The 19,574-nt window shown below is 52.7% G+C and carries 15 protein-coding genes and 1 tRNA gene; 8 read left to right on the forward strand and 8 right to left on the reverse strand.

Translation table 11 applies throughout. The features are described 5' to 3' along the window. The first annotated feature begins 20 nt into the window (after positions 1–20). From IE097_RS15755 to IE097_RS15765, 3 genes are all read left to right on the forward strand, one after another. Positions 21–950, forward strand: coding sequence for a polyprenyl synthetase family protein (locus IE097_RS15755; RefSeq protein ID WP_189462002.1), 930 nt, complete (start codon positions 21–23; stop codon positions 948–950). 65 nt (positions 951–1,015) lie between these two features. Beyond that, positions 1,016–1,092: transfer RNA gene (locus tag IE097_RS15760), tRNA-Pro, on the forward strand. 199 nt (positions 1,093–1,291) lie between these two features. Beyond that, positions 1,292–1,618: a DUF3135 domain-containing protein gene (locus IE097_RS15765; RefSeq protein ID WP_229797624.1), complete on the forward strand. Its 327-nt coding sequence runs from the start codon at positions 1,292–1,294 to the stop codon at positions 1,616–1,618. 14 nt (positions 1,619–1,632) lie between these two features. On the opposite strand, the gene dinB is transcribed toward IE097_RS15765, so the two are convergent. Continuing rightward, positions 1,633–2,703, reverse strand: a complete 1,071-nt coding sequence (gene dinB, locus IE097_RS15770; protein WP_229797625.1) for a DNA polymerase IV — start codon at positions 2,701–2,703, stop codon at positions 1,633–1,635. A 152-nt stretch (positions 2,704–2,855) separates the two neighbouring features. Between dinB and leuS the strand changes: the two genes are divergently transcribed. The 5 genes from leuS to IE097_RS15795 all read left to right on the forward strand — a co-directional run bounded on the left by leuS (position 2,856) and on the right by IE097_RS15795 (position 10,075). Then, entirely contained in the window at positions 2,856–5,459 is a 2,604-nt protein-coding gene (gene leuS / locus IE097_RS15775; protein WP_189461823.1) for a leucine--tRNA ligase, read from the forward strand. A 43-nt stretch (positions 5,460–5,502) separates the two neighbouring features. Next, on the forward strand, positions 5,503–6,054 hold the full coding sequence (locus IE097_RS15780; protein WP_189461824.1) for an LPS-assembly lipoprotein LptE: 552 nt from the start codon (positions 5,503–5,505) through the stop codon (positions 6,052–6,054). Next, positions 6,054–7,058, forward strand: a complete 1,005-nt coding sequence (holA, locus tag IE097_RS15785) for a DNA polymerase III subunit delta (protein ID WP_189461825.1) — start codon at positions 6,054–6,056, stop codon at positions 7,056–7,058. The genes IE097_RS15780 and holA overlap by 1 nt, the downstream gene beginning before the upstream one ends. A 62-nt stretch (positions 7,059–7,120) precedes the next feature. Continuing rightward, positions 7,121–8,572, forward strand: coding sequence for a ribonuclease G (gene rng, locus IE097_RS15790; RefSeq protein ID WP_189461826.1), 1,452 nt, complete (start codon positions 7,121–7,123; stop codon positions 8,570–8,572). A 246-nt stretch (positions 8,573–8,818) separates the two neighbouring features. Further along, complete coding sequence (locus IE097_RS15795) at positions 8,819–10,075, forward strand: hypothetical protein (RefSeq protein ID WP_189461827.1); 1,257 nt, start codon at positions 8,819–8,821, stop codon at positions 10,073–10,075. A 694-nt stretch (positions 10,076–10,769) separates the two neighbouring features. On the opposite strand, the gene IE097_RS15800 is transcribed toward IE097_RS15795, so the two are convergent. The 7 genes from IE097_RS15800 to IE097_RS15830 all read right to left on the reverse strand — a co-directional run bounded on the left by IE097_RS15800 (position 10,770) and on the right by IE097_RS15830 (position 19,571). Further along, positions 10,770–11,147 (reverse strand): DMT family transporter, encoded by a 378-nt coding sequence (locus IE097_RS15800; protein ID WP_189461828.1) that lies wholly within the window; start codon positions 11,145–11,147, stop codon positions 10,770–10,772. A 108-nt stretch (positions 11,148–11,255) separates the two neighbouring features. Beyond that, complete coding sequence (locus IE097_RS15805) at positions 11,256–11,849, reverse strand: HAD-IB family hydrolase (protein WP_189461829.1); 594 nt, start codon at positions 11,847–11,849, stop codon at positions 11,256–11,258. An 89-nt stretch (positions 11,850–11,938) separates the two neighbouring features. Continuing rightward, positions 11,939–12,796, reverse strand: coding sequence for a decaprenyl-phosphate phosphoribosyltransferase (locus tag IE097_RS15810; protein ID WP_229797626.1), 858 nt, complete (start codon positions 12,794–12,796; stop codon positions 11,939–11,941). A 60-nt stretch (positions 12,797–12,856) separates the two neighbouring features. Continuing rightward, on the reverse strand, positions 12,857–14,506 hold the full coding sequence (locus tag IE097_RS15815; RefSeq protein ID WP_189461830.1) for a hypothetical protein: 1,650 nt from the start codon (positions 14,504–14,506) through the stop codon (positions 12,857–12,859). A 60-nt stretch (positions 14,507–14,566) separates the two neighbouring features. Then, a complete protein-coding gene (locus IE097_RS15820) occupies positions 14,567–15,643 on the reverse strand; it encodes a glycosyltransferase family protein (RefSeq protein ID WP_229797627.1) in 1,077 nt (358 codons plus the stop codon). Between the two features lie 65 nt (positions 15,644–15,708). After that, positions 15,709–16,815 carry a non-hydrolyzing UDP-N-acetylglucosamine 2-epimerase gene (wecB, locus tag IE097_RS15825; RefSeq protein ID WP_189461832.1) on the reverse strand — a complete coding sequence of 369 codons (1,107 nt, stop codon included), beginning with the start codon at positions 16,813–16,815 and terminating at the stop codon, positions 15,709–15,711. Beyond that, on the reverse strand, positions 16,812–19,571 hold the full coding sequence (locus IE097_RS15830; protein WP_189461833.1) for a polysaccharide pyruvyl transferase family protein: 2,760 nt from the start codon (positions 19,569–19,571) through the stop codon (positions 16,812–16,814). Before IE097_RS15830 ends, wecB begins: the two co-directional genes overlap by 4 nt. Positions 19,572–19,574: the final 3 nt, after the last annotated feature.

The following is a 19,574-nucleotide window of genomic DNA, read 5'->3' on the forward strand; positions in this document are numbered from 1 at the left end:
AATCGGTCATCGGTGCAGAGATGCAGGCGGTCGACCACCTTATCCGGCAACGGCTCCACTCCGACGTCGCCCTGGTCAGCCAGGTCGCCGAATACATCGTCGCTTCGGGCGGCAAGCGCCTGCGGCCGATGATCGTGCTGCTGTCGGCCCGTGCCCTCGGCTATACCGGCGAACACCATCGTGAACTCGCCGCGGTCATCGAATTCATCCATACCGCCACGCTCCTGCACGACGATGTCGTCGACGAATCGGCGCTGCGCCGTGGCCGGGACACCGCCAACGCCCTGTTCGGCAACGCGGCATCGGTCCTCGTCGGCGATTTCCTCTACAGCCGTGCATTCCAGATGATGGTCGGCTGTGGCTCGATGCGCGTGATGGAAACGCTGGCCGACGCGACCAACATCATCGCCGAAGGCGAAGTGCTGCAGCTGATGAACATCGGCAACGTCGACCTCGACGAAGCCGGCTACGTTCGCGTCATCCAGTACAAGACCGCCAAACTGTTCGAAGCCGCCGCCCGTCTTGGCGCCATCCTTACCGGATCGGACGCCGGCACCGAAGGCCGGCTGGCGCGCTACGGCATGCACCTGGGCACCGCGTTCCAGATCATCGACGACGTGCTCGACTACTCGGGCAAGCAGGACGAAATCGGCAAGAGCCTTGGCGACGACCTCGCCGAAGGCAAAGCCACGCTGCCGCTGATCTACGCCATGCGCCACGGCACCGCCGAGCATGCCGACGCAGTACGGCAGGCCCTGACACAGGCCGACCGCTCGTTGCTGCCGCAGGTGCTCGCCGCCGTCCACGCCACCGGCGCGCTCGACTATGCCCGCGAGATCGCCCAGCGCGAAGCCGCGCTGGCTCGCGACCTGCTCGTCGACCTGCCCGACAACGACGACCGCCGCGCGCTCGAAGCCCTGGCCGAACTGGCGGTTGCACGGAATAGCTGACGTTTTTTTCGAAAGCGCTTGACAGCCCAATAAGGGCTTACCATAATGGCGCTCTCTTTCGAGATCGGGGTGTAGCTTAGCCTGGTAGAGCGCTACGTTCGGGACGTAGAGGCCGGAGGTTCGAATCCTCTCACCCCGACCAGAATCTCACGAAAAACCGCACAGCTTGCTGTGCGGTTTTTTGTTTTCTGCGCCACCAGCTCAAGCCGACACACGGCGCGCTTTTGCTGCTTACACTGAAACGGTCAGTGGCCGGCGAACAGAACCGGACAGCCAAGCCGACCTCGCAGAGTCGCCTCGCACCGCCACATAACCGGCCGGATCCGGCCCGGAGGTGCATGATGGCGCACGTCGACCTTCCCGATTTCGATACGCTGGCAGCGCTGTACCGCCAGGACCCCGGCGCATTCGAAGCGCTGCGCAGCAGCCTGCTGCACCAGGCGCTCGACGACGTCGAGGCACCGCGCCGGCAGCGGATCGAGGCGCTGCTGAACCGCATCGACCTGCACCGGCAGCGTGCGAGAAATCCGCTGCACGCGGCGGTCATCGCCCATGAAATGATGTGGACGTCCTTCCTGGCGCTGAACTACGTACTGCACCACGGCGAGCGGCCGCCGCATGCCGGCGCAACGGTACTGCAGTTCCGGCCGCGCGTGCAGCTGCACTGACCCGGTCCCGCGACTCAGTCCCACAACTCCGGCTGTGTCGGCCCGGCCTCGTCCAGACGGACGCCAACACCGAGCAGTCGCACCGGCCGGGCGCCCCGCGCCCACCCCTGCCGCAGTAAGGCGGCGAACGTGGACAACGTGGGCGCGCCAGCCGCCTCGACGGTGGTCTGGGTGAAGTCGTCGAACTTGATCTTCACGACCGGTTTGGCACGGACCAGCGGCTCGGCATGCTCGCCGACCGCTCCGCTGCGGGCAAAGCGTGCAGCAAAGTCGTCGACCAGCACCGGCAGCGCAGCCAGACAGGCCTCGAGGTCGGCAAGATCCTGCGCGTAGGTCTGCTCGACCGACAACGACTTGCGCATCCGCTCGCGGACGACCTCGCGCGCATCGATACCGCGGCACTGCCGGTACAGTGACGCCCCCATCTTGCCGAAACGTTGCACCAGGCGCTCCAGCGGCCAGCGCTGCAGTTCGGCGCAGGTCTGCGCGCCCATGTCGGCCAGCCGCGCCGCGGTAGCCTTGCCGACCCCCCACAACCTGGCGACCGGCAGCTCGCACATGAAGGCATCGATTTCGCCCGGCGTGATCACGAACTGGCCATCCGGCTTGCGCCAGTCGCTGGCGATTTTGGCAAGCAACTTGTTCGGCGCAATACCCGCACTCGCGGTGATGCCGACCTCGGCGGCAATCCGGCTGCGGATTTCCTGCGCCATCAGACTGGCACTGCCGCGACAGTGCGACAGACCGGTGACGTCAAGATAGGCCTCGTCAAGCGACAGCGGCTCGATCCTGTCGGTGTAATCCAGGAAGATCGCGTGAATCGCCTGCGACGCTTCGCGATAGCGTTGAAAATCCGGCGGCACCAGCACCAGACGCGGACAACGCTGCAGGGCCGTGCGCGTCGACATGGCCGAGCGCACGCCGAAACGGCGCGCCGGGTAGTTGCACGTTGCAATCACGCCGCGCCGCTCGGCCGCACCGCCGACGGCCAGCGGCACATCGCGCAACGCCGGCCGGTCGCGCATTTCCACCGCAGCATAGAAACAGTCGCAATCGATATGGATGATCTTGCGCTCGACAGACACGCATCCCCTCCCGCACCGGGCCTTCATCGACACCAAATTGTACGATCGTTCTACAAATGATGCACAGGGTGATTACGGACGGTCGCGTCCTCAGCCCCGTCCGCATGGCTTATAATCTGCGGTTTATCTATTCGTCCTTCCGAGTATCCGGCATGCACGAGCATTACACCCCGGCCCAGATCGAGGCCGACGCCCAGGCGCAATGGGAAAACAACAAGGTCTTCCAGGCTGTGGAAGACGTCAGCAAACCCAAGTATTACGCGTGCTCGATGCTGCCCTACCCGTCGGGCAAGCTGCACATGGGCCATGTGCGCAACTACACGATCAACGACATGCTGGCGCGCCAGCTGCGGATGCGCGGCTTCAACGTGCTGATGCCGATGGGCTGGGATGCCTTCGGCCTGCCGGCCGAGAATGCCGCGATCGCGTACAAGAAGTCGCCGGCCGAATGGACCTACGCCAACATCGCCGACATGAAGTCGCAGATGCAGCCGCTGGGTCTGGCATTCGACTGGTCGCGCGAGATCGCCACCTGCGACCCGGACTACTACAAGTGGAACCAGTGGTTCTTCCTGAAGATGCTGGAAACCGGCGTCGCCTACAAGAAGACGCAGATCGTCAACTGGGACCCGGTCGACCAGACCGTCCTTGCCAACGAACAGGTCGTCGATGGCCGCGGCTGGCGCTCGGGCGCGATCGTCGAAAAACGCGAGATTCCGGGTTACTACTTCGGCATCACCCAGTACGCCGATGAACTGCTCGACGACATCGACCAGCTGGAAGGCTGGCCCGACATGGTGCGCGCCATGCAGCGCAACTGGATCGGCAAGTCCGAGGGCGTGCGATTCGCCTTCGACCACGACGTCAAGGACGCCGACGGCGCGCCGATCAACGACGGCAAGCTGTGGGTGTTCACCACCCGCGCCGACACCATCATGGGCGTGACCTTCTGCGCCATCGCCGCCGAACACCCGCTGGCGACGCGCGCGGCGGAGCTGAATCCGGCGTTGCTGCCCTTCATCGACGAATGCAAGCACGGCGGCACCACCGAAGCCGAGCTGGCGACGCAGGACAAGAAGGGCGTGTCGACCGGACTGTTCGTCACGCATCCGCTGACCGGTGCGCAGCTCGAAGTCTGGATCGGCAACTATGTGCTGATGGGCTACGGCGACGGCGCGGTGATGGCCGTGCCGGGCCACGACGAGCGCGACTTCGCCTTCGCCCACAAGTACGGCCTGCCGATCAGGCAGGTCGTCGCCGTCGACGGCGAGACTTATTCGGCCGAAACCTGGGCCGAGTGGTACGGCGACAAGGTGCGCGGCGTGATGATCAACTCCGGCAAGTACGACGGCCTCGGCTACAAGGCCGCGGTTGACGCCGTTGCCGCCGATCTGGCCGCCAAGGATGCCGGCGAGAAGAAAACCACCTGGCGCCTGCGCGACTGGGGCATTTCGCGCCAGCGTTACTGGGGCACGCCGATCCCGATCATCCACTGCCCGTGCTGCGGCGACGTGCCGGTACCGTACGAAGACCTGCCGGTGGTGTTGCCGACCGACTGCATTCCGGACGGCTCGGGCAATCCGCTCAAGCACCGCGAGGACTTCCTCAACGTCGCCTGCCCGAAGTGCGGCGAAGCAGCGCAACGCGAAACCGACACGATGGACACCTTCGTCGATTCGAGCTGGTACTTCATGCGCTATTGCGACCCGAAAAACGGCGAGGCGATGGTCGGCGAAGGCACCAAGTACTGGATGGCGATGGACCAGTACATCGGCGGCATCGAGCACGCCGTACTGCACCTGCTGTATGCCCGCTTCTGGACCAAGGCAATGCGCGACGCCGGCCTAGTTTCGTTCGGCGAACCGTTCAAGAACCTGTTCACCCAGGGCATGCTGCTGCGCGACTGCTACTACCGCGAAGACACGCACGGCAAGAAGCGCTGGTTCTACCCGTCCGAAGTCGACGTCCTGCACGACGACAAGGGCCGGCCGGTTTCGGCGATTGCGAAGGAAGACGGCCAGCCGGTCGTGATGGGCGGCATCGAGAAGATGTCGAAGTCGAAGAACAACGTTGTCGAACCGAAGGACATCATCGAGCAGTACGGGGCCGATACCGCGCGGCTGTTCACGATGTTCGCCGGCCCGCCCGACCAGAGTGCCGCATGGTCCGACAGCGGCGTCGAAGGCGCCTACCGCTACCTGCGCCGGCTGTGGGCGTTTGGTGTCAAACACGCGGAGACGATCCGCACGGCAGGTGAACTCACTGCAGCACTGGCCAAGGACGACAAGGCGCTGCGCTTCGAGATCCACAGCACGCTCAAGCAGATCGACGCCGACTTCGAACGGCTGCAGTACAACACCGTCGTGTCCGGCGTGATGAAGCTGCTGAACGCACTCGAAGCCTACAAGGGCGACAACGCCGCCGTGCTGCGCGAATCGTTCGGCATCCTGCTGCGCGCGATCTATCCGGCCGCGCCGCACATCGCCCACCAGCTGTGGCGCGAGCTCGGTTACGGCGACGAAATCGCCGACGCGGCTTGGCCCGAACCGGCCGCCGATGCGCTGACGCAGGACGAGATCAAGCTGATGGTCCAGGTCAACGGCAAGCTGCGCGGCGAGATCCTTGTTGCCAAGGATGCCGCCAAGGACGTGATCGAAGCCGCCGCGCTGGCGCAGGAAGGCGTGCAGCGCTTCCTCGACGGCGCACCGAAGAAGGTCATCATCGTCCCGGGCCGACTCGTCAACATCGTCGCCTGATCGCGGGCCGGGCACACGCCCGGCCTGTTCACCGGAGTATGCAATGCGTTACCTGCTGATCGTCGCCACCCTGTTGCTCACCGCCTGCGGCTTCCACCTGCGCGGCCAGGGCGCCGGCGGCGCCTTCCCGTACACCACGGCAATCGTTACCGGCGGTGGCGGTACGGCCAACGCATTGCGCGAGTACCTGTCGGTGCTGCCCGACGTGAAGCTGCTCGACAAGCCGGTCAAGGACACGCCGCAGATCGACATTACCGGCGAGGGCGACAACCAGAAGGTGCTGACCGTCAACAGCTCGGGGCGTGTCAGCGAATACCGCGTCTATTACACGGTGACCTTCCGCTTCCGCGTCGGTGACAGCTACCTGATCGACGACGGCAAGGTCCAGCTGTTCCGCGACTACACGTACGACGAAAACAACCCGCTCGGCGAGGATGCCGAGAAGGCGCAGCTGGTCGAGGGCATGCAACGCGATGCCAGCCAGAACATCCTGCGCCGGATCGCCGCGGCGGCGCGAAATGCCGAGAAGGCCAAGGCCAATCCGCCACCGCCGAAGCCGACGCCGACCGAACAGATGCTCAAATCGCTGCAGTAATGCGCAGCGAGCAGCTCGCGCGCCAGCTCGGAACCAGGCTGGCGCCCCTTTATACGATCCACGGCGACGAAGCTTTCCTGGCGCAGGAAGCCGCGCAGACAATCCGCGACGCCGCCCGCAGCGCCGGCCACACCGAGCGCGAGGTGCTGACGGTCGAAGCCGGCTTTTCGTGGAGCCGGCTGGCGCTGCTCGGCAATTCGTTCTCGCTGTTCGCCGACAAGAAGCTGATCGAGCTGCGCATTCCGACCGGCAAGCCCGGCGTCGAAGGCGGCAAGGCGATCGAGGCCTACTGCGCCGACCTGCCGCCCGACACGGTCACGCTGGTCCAATGCCCTAAGCTCGACCGTACTGCACAGAACGCCAAGTGGTTCCAGGCGCTGGCAACGCACGGCGAAGTCGTCGAAGCCAAGAGCATCGACCGCACCGCGCTGCCAGGCTGGATGCGCGAGCGCTTTGCCGCGCAGCAACAGACGCTGGCTCCCGACGCGCTCGACTTTCTCGCCGACCGGGTCGAGGGCAACCTGTTTGCCGCGCACCAGGAAATCCTCAAGCTCGGCCTGCTGTACCCGAAGGGCGACATCACGCTGGCCATGCTGACGCAGACCATTGCCGACGTCGCCCGCTATGACGTGTTCCAGTTGGGCGAGGCCCTGCTGGGCGGCGATGCCAAGCGCTTCTGCCGCATGCTCGACGGACTGAAGGCCGAAGGCGAGGCCCCGCATCTGGTACTGTGGGCCATGAGCGAGGAAATCCGTGCGCTGTACCGGATCGGTCAGGGTCGTGCCCGCGGTACGCCGATGCCGCAGCTCTTCAAGGAAAACCGCATCTGGGGCAACAAGCAGCGCCTGGTTGACGGTGCGTTGTCACGCGTCCGTGGCAGTACGCTGCGCGATGCCCTGGGTCACGCCGCCCGCATCGACCGGCTGGTCAAGGGCATCGGCGACGGTGACGCCTGGGACGAGCTGCAAATGCTCGGCCTGACGCTCATAGGTCGCAGCCGCTAAGCGCCGAATTACCGGGCTTTCTGTTAAGCTCGACGACCCAGTTTCAGACCCGCATGCCCTCGATGAAAGAAGAAATTCTGGTCAACGTCACCCCGCAGGAAACCCGCGTCGCCACGATCGAGGACGGCATCGTCCAGGACATCCATATCGAGCGCAGCGCGCATCTCGGTTTGGTCGGCAACATTTATCTGGGCATGGTCAAACGGGTGCTGCCGGGCATGCAATCGGCCTTCGTCGAAATCGGTCTCGAACGCGCCGCCTTCCTGCACATTGCCGACGTGATCGAGCAGCGACAGAATCCGAACGAAACCTTCCGGATCGAAAAACTGGTCCACGAAGGCCAGCCACTGATGGTGCAGGTGATCAAGGACCCGATCGGTACCAAGGGCGCACGGTTGTCGACGCAAATCAGCATTGCCGGTCGCTTTCTCGTCTTCCTGCCACAGGAACACCACATCGGAATCAGCCAGCGGATCGAGAACGGCGACGAGCGCGAACAGTTGCGCGAACGTCTGAACAGGCTGCTGCCGAAAGAACACCACGGCTACATCATCCGCACCAGCGCCGATCACGCTACGGACGACGAACTCAAGGCCGACATCGACTACCTTGACCTGATCTGGGCCGACATCCTGCAAAAGTCGCAGAAGCTGCCGGCCAAATCGTTACTGTTCCAGGACCTGTCGCTGCAGCTGCGGGCGCTACGCGACATGGTCAATGCCGATACCGAAGCCGTGTTGGTCGACAGCCGCGAAAACTACCTGAAGATGGCAGAGTTCGCCGGCCGATTCGTTGCCGACGTCGCCCCCCGCGTCCAGCACTACAGCGGCGAGCGGCCTCTGTTCGAGCTTTACGGCATCGAGGCCGAGATCGAGCGCGCGCTGAGCCGGCGCGTCAACCTCAAGTTTGGCGGCTATTTGATCATCGACCAAACCGAAGCAATGACGACGATCGACGTCAACACCGGCGGATTCGTCGGTACGCGCAATTTCGACGACACCATCTTCAAGACCAACCTCGAAGCCACCCATGTCATCGCCCGGCAACTGCGACTGCGCAACCTCGGCGGCATCATCATCGTCGACTTCATCGACATGGACAACGAAGAGCACCAGACCGCGGTGCTCGACGAGCTGAGGAAGGCGCTGGCGCGCGACCGTACCAAAATCACCGTCTCGACCTTCACCAGCCTCGGCCTGATTGAAATTACTCGTAAGCGCACTCGTGAATCGCTGGCACACGTGCTGTGCGAGCCCTGCCCGACCTGCCAGGGACGTGGAGAGATCAAGACCGCCGAATCAGTTTGCTATGAAATCTTGCGGGAAATTCTGCGTGAAGAACGTCAGTTCGCGGCCCGTGAATACCGAATTTTAGCCTCGCAAACCGTGATCGATCGCTTTCTTGATGAAGAATCGACCAACTTGGCAATGCTTGCCGATTTCATCAAGAAACCGATTTACCTACAGGTGGAGACTGCTTACTCTCAAGAGCAGTTTGATGTGGTGCTGGTTTAGAGATTTACCTTTGTATTTTACTGACCATCCAAAACAGGATTGCCATTTACGTGCGCAGCAACACTCATCAATGGTCTTCTTTCACTTCACTACCCCAAGCCACTCAACACCTCAATATACCCAATTCATCCAAACCGTAGGTTTATGCCCGACCTATATAGAAGTGTGATCATCGTTACACGATTTACTCAATCGGAACAAATACAGCAATACAACTAATAAAACCCAACCATCACCGAAATAAAAATGCAACCCAACCTTCAAAAATTATATTTATTATTCTTTACCAGTATACTTTTAATAATAACCTACTCATCCTATACACTCAACATACAAACCCCAATACCACCATATTCAGATTTTGCCTCGTATTGGGATGCCAGCCTGAATCCTTCTGCATACCTGAAAGGTGGGGTTCTGATATGGATTTACAGACCATTTGCATTACTGGGTCTATCGGCGACTCTGTCAGCCCTTATCGTCAACAACCTGTTCCTTCTTGTTTTTTCCTTGGCAATATACGTCCCCTCCTCAACGATAAAACACTGTCACCGATTATTTTCTATCGCACTGCTGATTGCATTTGGCATCATCTTTTTGGGATATTGCTACTTAGTCAATACTGACATTCCTTTTGCGGCTGCAACAACCTTAGCCGTGCGACTGTTCACATCTAAATATAAATCACTCGCCTTGCTTGCACTTTTTCTTTCATTAACAATGCGAGCGCAAGGGGCATTATTTTTTATTCTAACTCCTTTTGTGTTTATCACCACGCTCCCATTCCTGAAGATAATTCATAATCAAAACACATTCGCCAGTCAAGAAACTGCAAAAATATCAGCATTCTTATACAATAAAAAAAGCATATCGAAAGTCATCCTTATTTCACTCATCATTCCTTTGGCGGCGATTGGGGTCGACAGCTTTTTAGGAAAAATATCCGACAGATCTGTCGACCGTGCCATACATTCCAGGGTGACGTTATACACGGGATTTATTGCTAGTGGTAGCACATATCCAAATTGCGGAGACTGGACCAAACATGCGATTAACTTGACGAGGTCTGAATTAGACACTCCAATGACGACCATACTTCAAAATTTCTTAACAACACATACCACAATAGACATATTTCAATTATTCTCATGCAAATTAAGACGCATTTCCTCCTCCCATGAATTCAGTGCCGCATATTGGCGTACCGCATCCATAATGGAGGCCAACAGACTCCCTGGGGAGTTAGTACGTATTTACTACAGCATCGAATTTTTGATATCACTCGCACTCGAATTATTCATCATTGTATCTTTGTGCGCTCTATTTTTCAGAAATCGCTTAATCGAATTCATGCTGGGGCTTTCCTTCTTGATTTCGAGCATCGCCGTATTAACAATACTCGAATTTCAGACCAGATATCTCCTGGGAGTGATTTTCCCAATGGCGGGGTATTTGCTTCTCGCTCTAAGGAAAGATGAAACTGCAAAACATCTCCAAGACTGAATGCAACGGAGGTGCAGATCCCAAAATCACCTCCATCTTGAAGCTCAGGCATAAAATGAATACGTGTTCAGCAAACAAATCATCAACTTTCAACACGAGGCGCGCGAGCTTACTGTTCAAAGAGTGATGCCGCCGACACAGTTTTTCCAGGATCACAGCCGATTTACGTCCCAATCCTGAATCTCAGCAACAACTCCTAGGATAGGCGGGTTAGAACACCAGAGCGTACTGCTGCCTATCGCTCGCTGGATTTAGTATTTTTTCTAGACTTAGTTGGTATCACATCCCTGCACGATTCCACCCCCTACAATGAGGCGGTAGTGCATTCCGGAACCATTAGCGCACCAAGTGATGTGCGAACTCACTCGCTACACGGTGTGTCTGATCCATTTCAGATCGCTTAGCCATCACATCGACAAGTCAATCCAACAATCTTATTTTGGCGGCCCCCCATTTGCCTCCAAGCGTTCCTTGGCATACATTCTCCTACGGCAGGCATGCCTCGATTACATTTTCCCTCGAACTTACCAATAACGCCGCCCCTATGTCATCATACTTGATTCAATTTTTGTAAAAATCAACAAAAACCATTCCTGACCACCAAGCATAAATTTCAAAACCGGCTTGACCTAGCCATGGGGTCACGCTACTAACGTTTACTTATCGTGACTCACACTTTACGCACAAATATTCTTTAACGATTGAGCAATACTATACCGACCGCGATGAAAATCACGCCTATATATCTAGCAGCACCGATCGCTTCCCCGCCAAAAAAAACGCCATAGATAACAACACCGATGATTGAAATTGCAACCATAAGCGGGTATGCGATGGACAAGTCCAAATTGCGAAGCGCAACAGCATAGAAAAAAAAACCTGCTCCGTAAGCGGAAATAGCAGCTATATAGTATGGAATGCGTTCGGTAGCAAATAAACTTGGCCCATAGGGTGAATTTGCTACCGCAGCCAGCTTGAGTGCAATGCTTGCAACAACGCCAAAAAATGAACTCAACAACAACCAAAAATAGGGCATAAGCATCACAGCAAAAATATTTATCAAATTGAGCATTAGCCGTTTTGACGAGTCGGCTCATAAAAACCTCGCAAACCGTATATCCCCTCCCCCCGAAGCAAGGACCCCGACCACACTTTTAACGAGCTCATATTATCTTTCATATCATTTAATTTTCTCCCCCTTAAGCCAGGCATATTGAGCACTTTCCAGTAGCTCGGCATCCCCCCGACTATCTCCATAAGCATAGAGTTCCACGTTGGAAAGGATTCCAATCTCCTTGCTTAATCGGCGCACTTTTTCCGCTCCCCAGCAATTTGGAGTGGAGAATTTCCCTGTTAATACACCATATTCATCCTCTTCAAGCCCAGTGCATATTAGCGCATCAAAACCTAAGCGCTGAGCGAACTCCTCCAAATAAACGTTCAAGGATGCGCTGATCAATACACAATAATGCCCAGCCTCCTGATGCCACTTGAGCTTTTCGAGAGTTGCTAAGTTCATTGCAACGCTCGGAAGCCACCTTGCGATACGATGCCGCAATGAAGCGCGACAGCGGCCAGCCAGCGCATGCTTAACCAACTGCTCCTTCGCTCTTTCGTTCGAGAGCGCTCCAACGCTATACAGCAGCAAGGAGGGGAAGGCCAAAAATAGTGCTTTAGCAAACCCTTTAATACCAATCACATTAAGAATGAATGGTAAAAGTGTATCGCGACGAGTCAATGTTCCATCAAAATCAAAAGCAGCGACAGTCATCATTTAGAACATCCCAAAGACAGTAGCTGACATACGAAATCTCTTTAGCTACATAAAAAAGCGTAGGAAGAAAAAGGAAGTTTATCGTAGTGTTAGTGCTGCCTAACCATGATAAATAGAACACTCACCATCCACAAACCGACCGACAACAGCATTGGAATATCTTCAATCAAATCACGACTTGTATCTTCACCACCACCTTGCAGGTGAATTAGATAAATATATCTAAAAATACCAAATGCGACTATCGGCATAGTCCAAATCAAGTTCGACGTCCCATGAATTGCAATGGTGGTTGAATCAACGGTATAAAGACCATAAGTGAGAATGGTCGCCGTAGCGCAGATTGCAATGTACTTATCTAACAACGGAATAGAATACAAGGATAAGATTTTCCTCGATTTTGTGCCACCAGCCAGCTCCGCCCGACGCTTTCCGAACCCCAAAAATAGCGTAATCATCATCCCTGTAATCAGCAACCATTTTGACGGCACGATTCCAATTCCAACCGTACCGGCAAGCAACCGCATCATGAAGCCGCTAAAAATACAGAAAACGTCCAAAATTACTTCATTTTTCAACCACAAAGTATATGCGATATTGATTACGAAATAGCCAATCACAAAAAATAGCACTTGTATGGAAGCAATCCATGCAATCATGCAGGCGACGACAATTAAAAACAACGAGAATGCAAGGGCACTACCTTTGGACACCGTCCCTGCCGCCAACGGGCGGTAGCGTTTCTTTGGATGAAGCCGATCAGACTCAATATCTTTGAAATCATTTAAAATGTAAACCGAACTCGCCGCACAGCAAAAGGAAAAAAAAGCTCCGATCGCTGACATAAGAATATACCCATCCCACCGAAATGAGAAAAGCAAGCCAACAAAAACGAATAAATTTTTTACCCACTGATGAACACGCATCAGACTGAAAAAAGCCTTCACCTAACTCACCTTCACTTCCATTAAATTCTTCGAATAGTCGACAAATCGTGCATCAACCCACTATTTCGTTGGCAAAATATCCTCATACTCGATACCTGGGAGCAATGTTATGAATTTTTCTTTATGTGCACGGTAGTAATCATGATCAACCAATACATAATTCAGCGCCAATCGTTTTGCGATCAAATCAGGCGTAAACGACCCTGGGTAGATTTTAACCACATGCCCAATTAGTGCTCGTGCTTGAAGTTTTATAAACTCATTTCGGCTTGGATAGGAATCAAGCCATGTACATAACTGCAGCGCTACATTTATGATCGCAACCACCACCAATGCAACGCCTCCTATCCAGGCAAATCGAATTCGCGTAGACACAACCCCAAGAAGAGGAATAAGCGGCAGCACCCATGTCACGGGAGAATAACGCGCCCACCACGCATGTGGATTGACAAGCATAGAAATTAAAATCATAAAGTACAGCCCGCCAACAACTCTCCAATCCAAAATAAAACCAAATAGTAAAAAAACACTCACCAAAAGCATCAAAGAAAATAGCGGACCGAATCCAGCAACTCGTACATCAGGATATAGCAAGACCTTTAATTCCCCTTCTTCAATAAGGCCGGGAAATTTCAAAGTTGGCGGTCTATCATCAAAAGCACTTGCTAAATTCTCTGTTTTTGAAAATGTAGAAAGCACAAAATTGTAAATGCGGTTCTGTTGTGTGAATCCTACCGGCGCATTGGAAGTCATGATGTCTTTCGCCCCAGCTCCCGCGAGCGGGAAAAACAAGTTTCGCTCATGCAGCAGATTTTGCACATAAGGACTATACCCGAATATACCCACGCCAAATGCAAAAAAAACGGCACACAAGGGCACTATTTTTCTTATGGAAAGAAAAAGTCCATTACGATGAAAATACGCTAAAGACATATAAAGAAAAGCAGCACCAATCGAAATAAACCCGGAAGCTTTAACATTGATAATGCATACCGAAGCGATTATAAAAATAATCCTGTCAAGGCGACACGCTTCACGAACGATCATGATCGCAGATAGAAACAAAATCAATGAAAGAGCACCAATCGCTGCATCATTATAGTAAGTATACATTTGCGACAGACTGACTGGATTGAGCAATACAATCAACGAAAGCAGCGAAGAAATGTACCGGCCTCGACCTATACGGCGACAAAAAGAATATAGATATAGTGATGCAGAAGCGCCCAATATGAAATGGTATGACGTACCATACTCAGGGCTAGTAAACCATGAAATCATGGTTGCCGCATAAAACCAAGTTGCTTTTGCATAGTTATCAACCCAAACATCCCTTGATGCGTCGGCGTGAGTAAACCAATTTGCCCCATTCAGAATATTGACAATTGCTTTTTGATGATATGCATTACCGTCATAACTGAGATCAAAATAGAACCCAGAAATGCATATCAAAAAAGATAGGACTGCGACACATAAAATCGAATAAAACAGTGAGCGGAAAAGCGTTCCATCAACAAAGAATCTATTTGTAATAAGCACAGAAAGAAGCAATGCCGCTACAAATGCAAACTTCCGTGTCCACGCATCTATCCCGGCAAACTGATTCAGGAGACCTAACAATGAACAAAAGAAAAAAAATGAAAGAAAAAAAAATGAAAGCCGATAGGAAAAGCATGACTTCCTATCAACAACGGATATTGCATCATCCACGAGCAGTGTCCTGAAACGTTGTACCAATCAATTGTTGTGCACACATCAGAGCATGCACTTTTAATATCGCCCTGATGGGTCATCAGGGTGAAATTTTTTGAATAGTTCATTAAGCGGTTTAAATCGACTAGACCAATCATTCTCAGATCTGAATCGATCCAACTCTTTGCCCCTTAGCCTGAATTGATTACTCCGTCCATACAGAGCCTCCCAATCACACCCGGAAGAAATACCTAACACATCCCCTGCTTTTATTCTATCCTCCATGGTTCCGAAGCTGGTTGACCAAATCGGGACCCCTAATGCTCGCATTTCATAAAATTTTATTGGATCCACTGATTTTGTCAGGCGATTTTTTTTAAACGGAATAAGGCCAACGGCAAATTTCAAGGTGTGCTGAATAGCCTCACTTAAAGAGCACTCGGGCAGCATCTGAATATTCATTGGCAGGTTACTTGGAACGGCACAACGCACGGGCCCTACCAGACGAATCCGTTTTGTTGGTAAAGCTTTGGCAATTTCTATCACCAATGGCCAATCAAACCAATCTGCAATTGTTCCCACAAAGCCGATCAAGTCTGATTCTCTTTTTATATCCGGCAAGTTAAGAAGCCGTTTCATTGGGTATCCGTTAGGCATCAATCTGCAACGCCTTACGAAAGTAAAGTCAGGCAGCCGCTCCATCAAAGCTGGAGCGGAGCAAAACAAATGATCGGCCAGCTTAGCCACTTCTTGCTCTCGCAAAAACATTGAAAAGCGAGATAGTCCAGAATAAAAGGCAGAAAAATCGTCCATGATATCCATAAATTTTAATGCCTGCGGATATCTAGAAAGTATGTCAACAGCTAGTCGAGAAGGACGGCCCACACCAATAATCGAAGGCGCAATCTCAACGAAACTGCTAATTTCTGCTCTGGTATTTCGCCATCCCCATCGGTTTATCGTATGCAAAACAGGAAGCGGCTCAATAGGCAGCGCTTTGGGCTGACTAATTTTTACTCCATCAATTGATTCACAGACATGCTTCTCTGACGAAAAACGAATACTCAAGTCTCGCAATTTTGGTAGGCGTGTCGGATACGGATCAACCCACAAAACATGGGTAACAGCCCCTTGTTGAAGCAGGTAGTCCACCATGTAATGTGGCCGCTGCCAATAACTGGCAAACGGCACAGGTGCAAAGTAAAGGAGGTTCAATTGAATCAGACCTTAGTCGCCCCCCTAAGAATCTCAACAATACGCTGGCTAGCATAGCCGTCACCGTAAGGGGATACTCCCCTAGCAATGGATTGATAATAATCAGGATCATCCAATAGCCGCTGGGCTTCAAGTAAGATGGCATCCGAGTTTGGACCAACAAGTTTCACGACACCTTCCTTCACCGCTTCCGGGCGTTCTGTCTCATTGCGTAAAACCAACACCGGTTTCCCAAGTGCGGGAGCCTCCTCCTGCACGCCACCTGAATCACTCATGATCAGGTATGCGCTCTTCATAGCGGCTACGAAAGGCAAATAGTCAAGTGGCTCGCACAAGGTTACGCGTTCAACCCCACCCAGCAACTCATAGGCAACCTCTCTTACATTCGGATTCGGATGAACAGGATAAAGCACCTCGATATCCGAATTATTTTCAACGAGAGCACGTACCGCTTGGCAAATTTCACGAAACGGGGCACCAAAATTTTCTCTTCGATGCGAGGTCACCAAAACTAAACGACGACCAACCCCTACGGAAGGAGCATCTTCATCACAGCGCTGCACAACGTCCAGCAGGGCATCAATTACGGTATTGCCTGTGACATGAATCTCTTCCGTCGCAAATCCTTCATTGATCAAATTTTGACGTGAGTTTTCCGTTGGTGCAAAGTGCCAGTTAGCTAAACGCCCAGCCACGATACGATTCATTTCTTCTGGAAATGGATTATCCATATCCCCTGTCCGCAAACCCGCTTCGACATGTCCAAATTTTATGCGACGGTAAAAGCATGCCATAGCGACAGCCATTACTGTTGTGGTGTCACCTTGGGCTAGCACAACATCTGGCTGTTCATCCTTCAGAACAACATCCAACAGCGTAAGAAGCCTAGAAGTCAGCTCAGGCAAGCTTTGATTTGGCCGCATCACATCCAAATCAATATCGGCCTCAATACCAAAAATCTCGAATACTTGATCAAGTAATTGGCGATGCTGTGCAGTGGCTAGCACTCGACAGTCTACCCAATCCTGCTTTTTCAACAGGTTGATTAACGGTGCCATTTTGATGGCTTCTGGACGAGTTCCGACAACCACCAACACTTTCTTCTTCATCATTTTATTTCCCGATTGAAAATCACTTCCATGGACCGAGCTCTTTCAGCCCATGAATTTTGGTCAGCCAAAAAGGCCAGTCTTGCCTTAAATTCGGGACGGTCTTTAAGCTCGAGGGCCTTATCAAAGGCAATGCTTAATGTATTGACGTCGTCACCGTGCAAAACCTCTGAAAACGAAACACATTCAAGCATGTCACTCGTAACAACAACGGGTTTTTCAAGGGCAAAATATTCAAACAACTTCAATGGTGAGGTGGTTTTGGCAATTTCACCAGGCGAAAATGGGATAAAACAGATACTGAATAGCTTTGCATAAGCAGGCAGTACTTTATAATCCACTGTCCCCAAATACAGAACGTTATCCAACTTGGGCAAATTACTCACCCCTCCATAGTAATCTGGCCCGATAAAAACAAAGCCCAAATCAGGTCGAAGCAGCGCAAGATCGCGAATGATCGAATACCAAAGCCACGGAGCAAGTGCGCCAAAATAGCCAACAATATTTGGGTGATTTTCATGGAAAAGCACTAGCTCTTCAGGCAGTTTGTATTGCTCATGCTTTGGGTCCCGATAATGCTTGGTATCAACGCCGTTCGGGACGAGAAGTAACTTTTCATGCGGAACGAATTGGGCCATTTCATCATACAATCGCTTCGCCGAAGCAATGATGAAATCAGCCCCACCACCCACTGCAAATTCCTTAAGTCGCAACAACCTTTTGATGTTTTCAGCATCGCCGCTGATCTGCGGATCTATATGATCAATGTATTCATACACAAGCAGGCCTCGCTTGCCATTCTCCATTATTAGCTCAGGCGTATTTGCATAGGCTGTCGAATAGAATGAACGCGCCACCCCATGAAGCGAGCTAATTTCATGCCTATTGGTGATCCAGACGTTTGGTTCTACCTCACGGAACCCCTCTACGTCATCACCAGCCCAGTTGTCGGTTCGATAAATCACCAAATAACCAAGTTGACCCAATGCTGTTGAGATATGCTGCGGCCGCTGATAGAGTGGCACATTCCAGTCAATGACCAACTCTTGGACAAATATGCCTTTGTAAATGCGCGCTTTCAGTACTTCGTCTTGGAAGCGCACCCATGGCAAATCGCTTGCCGCTTCAGATAGCGTAACTTCCGGAGCAGGAAGGCCGCGCACAAAACGTACGAATTTATGGCGTGGGCCATGAAGTACATTACGCACAACTTGAGGCAGCATCCAATAAATCGCTTTGATACCTCGATAAGCGAATTTGACTATTTTTCGCATTTTTTTCTGTAACCTATACCCAAAAGTTTTTTTATAAGCGGAATACTCATTCACTGCAACAATTTGTTCGGCCACCCGATCTTTCAACAAAGCATTCTCATGTTCTTGCACAGTTAACTGATTAGATAAATTTTGTTTTTCGGCAATCAAAGATGCATTGTCAAGTTTGCACTCGGCAATCTCTTTCAGCCTAAGTTCATTTTTTTGTGCCAATTCCATGAGTTCCGCTTGCAAAGCTGAAATCCGCACAGTCTGCTCGCGCATGCTGAAGGAAAATGCAGACTGCATTTCACTCAACATACCCAACATTTTTTGTTCCCGCCAAACCGACATCCAATTTTCTGCGGCCAATGCGTTTGTTTGACGCACCTCAGTCATCAGAAATTGGTGCAACGCATCGCGATGGTGTAACGCACTGTCAAATAGCTCGGGTAGGCGTTCGCTCAATAGACCACTTTCTGCGGTAAGTGTGAGCGCCGAGAATGCGTGGTTCCAGCGCTTCTGGCTATCGTCAAGCCGTAGCCTTTTATCATCGACAAGCGCAACCAGTTCGGATTGAACCGACATTTTCTGATCATATTCGATGCACAATGTCGGTTTTCCAAAACGAAATGCCAGAACTTGAGCATGAAGCCGCATAGCAACTACTCTATCGCAGCTTTGGAGTACTTCCACACATTGCGCTATATTCTTGCCAATGCACAATTCTTGGCTATACTCGCCGAGTTGCTGCATCATCCCTTTTATAAACGGTACGTCTGACCCAGAACGGTTAGGCACTTCATGGGTTTGGAAGGGCAACCATATAAGTTCAACATCGTTCGCAACGAAGCTGGTACGTATCGCTTCAATCAAGCGGTTCGGCCAATCCGGAACAAAATCCCATGGGCGGATAACTAACGCTATCCGCAAACGAGCAGGGCTGGCCAACGTCATTGCAGAAGTTACCGGCAATGGCATCGCCCAAACCGGGTCCGCACCGACGATGATTTCTTTATTGCACCCAGCGGCACGTAGCAGCTCTGCCGATCCTTGATCTCGGACAGTGATCGAATCTACGGTGCCAAATACTTCAGCAATGATTTTGCGACTCTCGTGTGTATCCAGCGGCCCCACTCCTTGAGCCCACATAATGACGGGTTTTCCAAATTGGAATGCGAGTACTGCCGGCCGCAAATATGATGCAATATCATTTTTTGTTGCATCAAATAATCCTTCATACGTAAATTCTTGATGAGTTTGAAACAGGCCACCACCACCAATTAGTACATAGTCTGCGCTACGCACAGCATGCACCAACGCATTAATTTCAAAAAGATCTACGCTGCCAATTCCATGAGTTTTGGTCGTATACGCTGGATCAACACTCGTAGCAGTTACCGTTGTTGAAAGTTCAGCGCTCCATTTACAAATGGAGGCCAAAATAAGCTCATCGCCCAGATTGCCAGCGCCATACCAGCCGACAACAAGTAGTTTTTTACTCATTGG

It is taken from the genome of Jeongeupia chitinilytica (genome assembly GCF_014652315.1).
GTDB classification, from domain to species: Bacteria; Pseudomonadota; Gammaproteobacteria; order Burkholderiales; family Chitinibacteraceae; genus Jeongeupia; species Jeongeupia chitinilytica.

Coding starts and splice junctions, on each gene's coding strand:
- IE097_RS15755 (WP_189462002.1), top strand. CDS start 21: ATGCAGGCGGTCGACCACCTTATCCGGCAACGGCTCCACTCCGACGTC.
- IE097_RS15765 (WP_229797624.1), top strand. CDS start 1,292: ATGGCGCACGTCGACCTTCCCGATTTCGATACGCTGGCAGCGCTGTAC.
- leuS (WP_189461823.1), top strand. CDS start 2,856: ATGCACGAGCATTACACCCCGGCCCAGATCGAGGCCGACGCCCAGGCG.
- IE097_RS15780 (WP_189461824.1), top strand. CDS start 5,503: ATGCGTTACCTGCTGATCGTCGCCACCCTGTTGCTCACCGCCTGCGGC.
- holA (WP_189461825.1), top strand. CDS start 6,054: ATGCGCAGCGAGCAGCTCGCGCGCCAGCTCGGAACCAGGCTGGCGCCC.
- rng (WP_189461826.1), top strand. CDS start 7,121: ATGAAAGAAGAAATTCTGGTCAACGTCACCCCGCAGGAAACCCGCGTC.
- IE097_RS15795 (WP_189461827.1), top strand. CDS start 8,819: ATGCAACCCAACCTTCAAAAATTATATTTATTATTCTTTACCAGTATA.
- IE097_RS15800 (WP_189461828.1), bottom strand. CDS start 11,147: ATGCTCAATTTGATAAATATTTTTGCTGTGATGCTTATGCCCTATTTT.
- IE097_RS15805 (WP_189461829.1), bottom strand. CDS start 11,849: ATGATGACTGTCGCTGCTTTTGATTTTGATGGAACATTGACTCGTCGC.
- IE097_RS15820 (WP_229797627.1), bottom strand. CDS start 15,643: ATGGTGGACTACCTGCTTCAACAAGGGGCTGTTACCCATGTTTTGTGG.
- wecB (WP_189461832.1), bottom strand. CDS start 16,815: ATGATGAAGAAGAAAGTGTTGGTGGTTGTCGGAACTCGTCCAGAAGCC.
- IE097_RS15830 (WP_189461833.1), bottom strand. CDS start 19,571: ATGAGTAAAAAACTACTTGTTGTCGGCTGGTATGGCGCTGGCAATCTG.